This window comes from Phenylobacterium sp. (assembly GCF_020402505.1).
In the GTDB taxonomy this organism is placed as follows: Bacteria; Pseudomonadota; Alphaproteobacteria; order Caulobacterales; family Caulobacteraceae; genus Phenylobacterium.
Window position 1 is genome coordinate 1 of the sequence record NZ_JADBZL010000040.1, and the last position, 7014, is coordinate 7014.

Here is a 7014-nt window from a genome sequence, read left to right on the forward strand (position 1 = left end):
ACTGGACCCCTGGCGAGGTCGCCGTCTCCGGCGGACAGCTGGCCTACCATCGTACCGGCGGTGACGGGCCGCCCCTGGTCCTTTCGCACGGCCTGACCGACAATGGTCTTTGCTGGACCCGTCTCGCCGAGGCCCTCGCGCCGGATTTCGACATCATCATGCTGGACGCCCGCGGACATGGCGCGAGTTCCAGGGTCGGCCCCGGGGACGCTGTCGACCCCGTCCGGGACCTGGCCGAAGCGGTCGAGGCCCTCGGCCTGACCCGTGTGCTGGTCATGGGACATTCCGTCGGCGCCCGGGCCAGCGCCGGTTTCGCCGCCACTTTTCCGGACCGGGTCCGGGCCCTGGTGCTCGAGGATCCACCCCTGGTCCCTCCGATGGCCCCCGAGGCCAGGGCGCGCAGACTCCAGACATTCCGGGAACAGGTGGCCCGGTTCCGGTCCATGACCGAGGCGGAGCTCCGCGCCTTCGGCATGCGGCAGTCTCCCTCATGGGATCCGGCCGAGTTTCCGGCCTGGGTGCAATCGAAGCGTCAGGTGGACGCTGAGGCCCTTCCCCTCCTGAACGTGGCCTGGCAGGAGGACTTCCGCGGCATCCGGTCGCCGACCCTGCTCATCCACGGTGAGTCTGACCGGGGAAGCATGGTCTCTCCGGAGCAGGCCCGCGAGGCCTGCGAGCTCAACCCAGTCATCCGGTCCGTCCGGATTCCGGGGGCAGGCCACAATGTCCGCCGCGAGAACTTCGCGGACGTTCTCCTGGCCGTCCGCAGCTTCCTGGCCGAGGTCTGACTCCGGCGCCCTTGGCAAGCGTCGTCTATCGCCGCAGCGCTGCGAGTTCCTCGCGTAGAGCGGCCGGCTCACCGTCAAAGCTCTGGATCATGGCCGGCATGAACGCCTCCGGGCCCAGCCCATCAAACTGCGAGGGATGGCCGGCCCTCAGGGCAACCAGATGCAGGTAGGAAGGCTGGACCCGGCCATTGCCATCCCGGAACGGGTGAATAGCGTTGGGTTCGCCAGGAAAGGCGGCGGCCTTTGAGAGAAACACATCGCCGTCGACGCCCGACTGGAACAGCGGGGCCCGCAGCCGCGCAGACTGCAAGTCCATCTGCCGACCAATGTGCTCGGGAAAGCAGGACCAGTTTCCGCCCTTCGACAGCGCTAATGCCAGCAAACGCCTTAGACCCGACAGATCGGCCTTCGACGTAGGCTTAGATGCTGGATGCTTTTTCCCATCGCTCGGACTTCGCACGAAAACGGGAAAAAATGGAAAGTCTCGTGTGCGCTGGGATGAGCGTGCGCCCAGACAGGGACTTGCCAGCAGGCGCGCATTCAAATGAAACGGCCGCGCCAGGCGCTCGGCTGTTGACGCCCCGGCGACCTACGAACACGGTTTCCGCGCGAGGGTTCGGGTATCAGCAACCCCTGGGCCTCAAGCGTCTTCTCCGTCCAGGACTTCTATGCGCCCGGGGTCGGCCTGGCGGGCGAGATCCGCCAGGGTCGCGCCCTGATTGCCGCGGCCCTGTCGGCAGGTGGTCTCCCTGGCGTCGCTCCCGGGATCCGCTAGACTCACTCCATGAGCACCCTGTTCCGCCTCTCCGGCGCCCGCCGTGATGACCCGGACGTCGCCACCTGGTTCGAGGCCGGCGACGACGGAATCCGCCGCCTCGCCTTGCATTGGTTCGACCGGATCCGGGCCTGTGGGTCGGATGTGCTCCAGATCATGCACGACCACCAGCCCACGGCCTGCGTGGAAGACGCCGCCTTCGCTTATGTCGCCGCTTACCGCACCCACGCCGCCGTGGGCTTCTTCCATGGCGCAGACCTGCCGGACCCCGCCGGCGTCCTAGAGGGGGCCGGCAAGCGCATGCGGCACGTCAAGCTGAAGTGGGGCCAGCCAGCGCCCGAGGCGGCCCTCGAGGACCTCATCGCTGCGGCCTATGCGGACATCCGGGCCAGGCTGGCGGCTGGCCCCTAGGCGGCCGGGACCGCCGGGCCGGGCGCCGTATCGCCCAGCACCGAGACCCGCTCGCCGTAGCGCGAGAAGGGGTAGTAGTCCCAGACCGAGTGGTGCTGGGTGCAGCGATTGTCCCACAGGGTCAGCGTGTTGGGCTCCCAGCGCACCCGGCAGTGCAGTTTGGGCTCGCGCTGCAGCAGGCCGAAGCACATGTCCAGAAGGGCGCGGCTCTCCCAGCGGTGCAGGCCCTCGATGTGGGTCGTGAAGCCCGAGTTGACGTTCAGCACCTTCCGGCCGGTGTCCGGATGAAGGGTCACGACGGGGTGGCGGGTGCGCGGATAGCCGCCCTCGGGCGGGGCCGACTTGTAGTTGCCGACATAGGGCAGGGCGCCGTCATGCACGGCCCACATCCCCTCAAGGAAGCCCTGCATGGCTGGCGAGAGCATCTCGAAGGCCATGTACATGTTGGCGAACAGGGTGTCGCCGCCGCCGCATTCCGGGGTCTCGGTGATGTAGAGCAGGGAGGCCAGGGGCGGGACGGGATCGCAGCTGACGTCCGTGTGCCAGGCCTCGCCCGCCGTGAAGGGCGACTGGGCGGTAGTCTTGACGGTAAGGATCTCGGGGTCCTGGTCCGGCCGGCCGTGGTGCATGGGGTGGACATGCAGGCGGCCGAAGTTACGGCTGAAGGCCTTGTGCGCCTCGCGGTCCAGGGTCTGGTCGCGGAAGACCAGAACCAGCCAGTCCGCCCAGGCGGCGCGGATGTCGGCCAGGATCTCCGGCGTCATCGGCCGGGACAGGTCCACCCCCCGGATCTCGGCGCCGATGTGTGGCGAGATCGGCGTGACCTCGAAGGCGCCATAGCGGGTGCGTCGGACCGCGGGGAGGGGGACATGCTTGGTCAGAGCCGGGGCGTTCATGGGGCTTCCTCCGTCCGCCCTCACGGATGGGGGCGGGTCATTGGGAAGAGCCTAACCCAGGGCCGGCAGACCTGTCATTCCCCCCGGGCGTTGATGATCAGCCGGGCCAGGGCCTCGCCTGAGTCCCAGGCGCACTCGACCCGGGGACCGGACAGCCAGTCGCCACAGCAGCCGAGCCGGGCCGTTTCCGACCACAGGGCCTGTTCGGATCCGGTGGCGGACCGGGCGTAGCGCCACCGGTGGACCTGGCGGATGACCGGCTCCGGGAGCGGCGCACTCAGGCGGGCGGCGAACGCCGCGAACAGGGCGTCGCCCACGGCGTCGGCAGGGTCCTCCAGATGCTCCCGGGACCAGTCCGGACTCGCCTGAAGCACCCAGGTCTCCGGGCCTCCGCGACCGGGCTTTGCGCTGTTTCTCGCCGCCCAGCCGAGGATGCCGTCTTCCTCCAGAGTATCGGAGGCGACGGGCAGACGCTCCGCGAACGCCGCCATGACCGTCCAGCACGGTGCAGTGCGGGAGGCGGCGGCGCGCGCCGTCAGGGCCTCGTCATGGGGGGCGAGCAGGGCCGCCGCCTGCTCGGCGGGCAGGGCCAGGACGACCGCGTCGAAGGGACCCGACAGACCTTCTGGGATCTTCAGCCGCCAGCCCTCTGCATCACGGGTCAGGGCCTCCACGACTGTGTTCCAGGCCACGGAATGGCCCTCAGCGAGGGCCTTCACCGGGGCGTTCATGCCCGGGAGCCCGACCCAGGCCTCCGGACCGGCCGCCGGCCAGGTTGCGGCGAGGCCTTCCGCCGCCCAGCGGGCGACCTCGGCGCGGAAGCTCTCCCCGCGGGCCGTGAAGTACTGGGCGCCATGATCGAAGCCGACGGTTCCCAGCGGCGTCTCCACCCGCCGGGTCGACATCCGCCCTCCAGGGCCCCGAGCCTTGTCGAAGAGCTGGACCTTGCGTCCTTCGCGGTGGAGGCTGCGGGCGCAGGCCAGGCCCGAGAGGCCCGCGCCCACGATGGCGATACGGTCGAGGGACTGGATCATCGGCCTAGACTGATCCGGTAACCTCGGGTCAGGTCAACCTCTGTCGAGGCCCGGGCGCCACGGACTCAGGTCTCGATGGGGCGAAGGGCGCCGGGGATCCCGCTGTGGATCTCGTCTGGGGCGAACCACCGCACGTCGATGAACCGGTCGTCCGCCGCCATGGCGTCTGCAAGCTTTGTCAAAAGCGAGACAAAGTCCGGATGTCGCGGGACGAAGGTGCTCCGCCACCAATTCGCCTGCTGAAGGCCGATCAGGTGCTTGTCGATCCGGGTGACCCGCAGGACAAATCGGGTCCTTCCCCCGGGTCCGCCCCTGAAGAGCAGTTCCCATCCGCGTTCGTGAAGGCAGATCAAGTCACGGATTTCGCATCCCAGCCCCTTGAGAATTTCGGCCAAGGTCTCCGAGAGGAGCTTCCCCGGATACTGGAGGATGTCCATCTCATCCTCGCTGTCGATCTGATCGTTCGGAAGGGTCGAGTCGAACTCCGCCCAGGGCTTGATGATCATCGTCTCTGCTTCTCGCTGAAGCCCTCCCGCAGACAGAATTCCATGTTGCGCCGGCGCGGACAAGAACAAAAAAAGAACATGTATGTTTTTCTGAGCTATGGAAGCGATGGCCCTAAACGGGGCGCACGCCCCACCTTTCCGCAACCCTTTCCTCCGCGCCGTGCTATAGGCGCCGCCCATGCCTTTTCCCACAAGTCACCCGGCGCTTGACCGCGCGCTTTCCGAACGCGGTTATGCCGAACCCACGCCTGTCCAGGCCCGGGTCCTCGAGGCGCCCGATGACCGCGACCTCCTCGTCTCCGCCCAGACCGGCTCCGGCAAGACCGTCGCCTTCGGACTGGCCCTTGCGCCCACCCTTCTGGATCTCGCCGAACGCTTCGGAGAGGCCGGGGCGCCCTCCGCCCTGGTGATCGCGCCGACGCGGGAGCTTGCTCTCCAGGTCACAGGCGAACTGACCTGGCTCTACGCCGGGACAGGGGCGACGATCCTGTCCTGCGTTGGCGGCATGGATCCGCGGACCGAGCGGCGCGCCCTGCAGAGGGGCGGCCATATCGTCGTCGGCACCCCTGGACGACTCCGCGACCACCTGGAACGCGGCGCCCTCGACCTGTCGGCCCTCCGCGCCGTCGTGCTCGATGAGGCCGACGAGATGCTGGACATGGGCTTCCAGGAGGACCTCACCGTCCTGCTCGAGGCCGCCCCCGCCGACCGGCGGACGCTGCTGTTTTCGGCCACCCTGCCGAGGGAAATTGTCCGTCTGGCCTCGGCCTACCAGCGCGACGCCCTGCGCATCGACACCGTCGACCGTGACGCCCCGCATGGCGACATCGAGTACCGCGCCATCCGCGTCCTGCCCAGCCAGGTGGACCTGGCGGTGGTGAACCTGCTGCGCTTTTACGAGGCGCCGGGGGCCCTGGTCTTCGCCAACACCCGGGAGCGGGTGAAGCACCTCACGGCTACCCTGCGCGAGCGGGGCTTCTCGGTGGTGGGCCTGTCGGGCGAGCTGACCCAGGACCTGCGTTCGGAAGCCCTGCAGGCCCTGCGCGGCGGTCACGCCCGGGTCTGCGTCGCCACAGATGTCGCCGCCCGGGGTCTCGACCTGCCCGACCTGGGCCTCGTCATCCACGCCGAAGTGCCCGCCAATGTGGAGGGCCTGCTGCACCGGTCGGGCCGGACGGGCAGGGCGGGGCGCAAGGGCGTCTCGGTCCTGCTGGTCCCCAGAGCCCGGCGGCGCAAGGCCGAGCTCCTCTTCCAGACCGCCTCCATCCGCGCCGAGTGGGCGGGCCCGCCCACCGCGGAGGAGATCCGCGAGAAGGACCGCCAGCGCATGCTGGAGGATCCGCTCCTGGTCTCGCCCCCTGACGAGGACTGCCTGGCCGAGGGCCGCCGTCTCCTGGAGCGCCTATCGCCCGAGCAGGTCGCCGGCGCCCTGATGCGGCTTTACCGCGAGAAGCTGCCGCCGCCGGAGGATGTCCAGGACGATGCGCCCTCCCGCTGGAAGCCCGAGATGGCCGGCGAGCCGCGCCCCCGGCGCGAGCCCGGCGACATGGACTGGTTCCGCATCGACATCGGCCGCAAGGACCGGGCCGACCCCAAGTGGCTCATTCCCAAGATCTGCCGGGCGGGGGGCGTGACCAAGCGCGACATCGGCGCCATTCGCATCCTCGATGGCGAAACCCGGTTCGAGATCGCCCGGGAGGTGTCTCCGGCCTTTGCGGCCGCCATCGCCGCGCCGCTTCCGGACGGGACGCGGATCGCACCTTCCGAGGCGCCCGGCGCCGATGCCCGGCCGCCCCGACACCAGCGTCCCCGCCGGGAGTTCGAGCCGAGGGGTGAGGAGGGCTCCGCCCCGCCGCGTCCCAAGCGTGCGCCCCGGCCCGCCGCCACAGAGACGGCGGCGCAAACTCCGCCCCAACCCCTGGAGAAGCCCTCCTTCGAGAAGCCCCCCTTCGAGAAGAAACCCTTCAAGAAGAAGCCGTTCCCCCAGGCCGACCGCGCCGCTGTCCCTCCGGGGGATCGGCCCTGGAAGGGAAGGCCCCGGCCGGCCGGATCAGGGCCGCCCCCGCGAACGGGCCCTAAGCGAAAGCCGAACGACGCGCCCGCATCGCGTGGCGCGCCCTATCGCGGCAAACCGAAACGCGGCGATTGACGGCCTTACCGGCCTCGGGTCAACCGGTCGATCTCCTGCTTCAGCATGCGCTCGCGCATGCCCTCGCCATTCAGCGAGAACCAGGTCGCAAGGCCATGGGCGGCCAGGCCGATCCCCCAGCCCACGAGGGGCCAGAAGGACCAGAGGTATTCCGAGCCCTGGGAAATGTTCAGGACGAACAGTCCGCCATTCACCACCGCATAGACCAGGGCATGGGTGAAGAATCCCATACGCAAAGCGACCCGCTTCTTCGCTTTCAGAAGCAGTTCCGGGTCGATAGGGGCGGGGGTCTCGGCGGTCATGGCGAGCCTCTCTCGATGTTATCACTCGACGCTAGCACGGTCTTCCGCAAGGGAAAGACCTTCTTCCAGCCTGGACTTCAGGGACTCGCCGCCTGGCAGGTCGCGTCCGTCCCAGGAGAGGGCGGGGCGAAGTCCGCGAAGCGCGTTGGTCAG

General features: G+C 69.1%; 8 protein-coding genes. 3 read left to right on the forward strand and 5 right to left on the reverse strand.

Annotated elements, in window-relative coordinates; genetic code table 11:
- Positions 1-788, forward strand: a 788-nt coding sequence (locus IM632_RS03470; protein WP_296552012.1) for an alpha/beta hydrolase, incomplete at its 5' end; no start/stop codon positions are given.
- Between the two features lie 25 nt (positions 789-813).
- Here IM632_RS03470 and IM632_RS03475 read toward each other — a convergent pair.
- Positions 814-1170, reverse strand: a complete 357-nt coding sequence (locus IM632_RS03475) for a Fic family protein (protein ID WP_296497726.1) — start codon at positions 1168-1170, stop codon at positions 814-816.
- A gap of 402 nt (positions 1171-1572) precedes the next feature.
- Here IM632_RS03475 and IM632_RS03480 point away from each other — a divergent pair, with 402 nt between their 5' ends.
- Complete coding sequence (locus tag IM632_RS03480) at positions 1573-1974, forward strand: DUF1801 domain-containing protein (RefSeq protein ID WP_296483057.1); 402 nt, start codon at positions 1573-1575, stop codon at positions 1972-1974.
- Here IM632_RS03480 and IM632_RS03485 read toward each other — a convergent pair.
- From IM632_RS03485 to IM632_RS03495, 3 genes are all read right to left on the reverse strand, one after another.
- Complete coding sequence (locus IM632_RS03485) at positions 1971-2870, reverse strand: TauD/TfdA family dioxygenase (RefSeq protein WP_296483054.1); 900 nt, start codon at positions 2868-2870, stop codon at positions 1971-1973. The two genes, IM632_RS03480 and IM632_RS03485, sit on opposite strands and share 4 nt — an antisense overlap.
- Before the next feature lie 74 nt (positions 2871-2944).
- Positions 2945-3904 carry an FAD-dependent oxidoreductase gene (locus tag IM632_RS03490; RefSeq protein WP_296483051.1) on the reverse strand — a complete coding sequence of 320 codons (960 nt, stop codon included), beginning with the start codon at positions 3902-3904 and terminating at the stop codon, positions 2945-2947.
- Between the two features lie 65 nt (positions 3905-3969).
- The gene (locus IM632_RS03495) at positions 3970-4410 is read right to left on the reverse strand and encodes a hypothetical protein (RefSeq protein WP_296483048.1); all 441 of its coding nucleotides are present in this window, start codon (positions 4408-4410) and stop codon (positions 3970-3972) included.
- Between the two features lie 178 nt (positions 4411-4588).
- On the opposite strand from IM632_RS03495, the gene IM632_RS03500 reads away from it, so the two are divergent.
- A complete protein-coding gene (locus tag IM632_RS03500) occupies positions 4589-6559 on the forward strand; it encodes a DEAD/DEAH box helicase (RefSeq protein WP_296504146.1) in 1971 nt (656 codons plus the stop codon).
- Positions 6560-6564: 5 nt separating this feature from the next.
- Here the strand turns inward: IM632_RS03500 and IM632_RS03505 are convergent, their stop codons facing one another.
- A complete protein-coding gene (locus tag IM632_RS03505) occupies positions 6565-6861 on the reverse strand; it encodes a 2TM domain-containing protein (RefSeq protein ID WP_296483042.1) in 297 nt (98 codons plus the stop codon).
- Between the last annotated feature and the right edge of the window lie 153 nt (positions 6862-7014).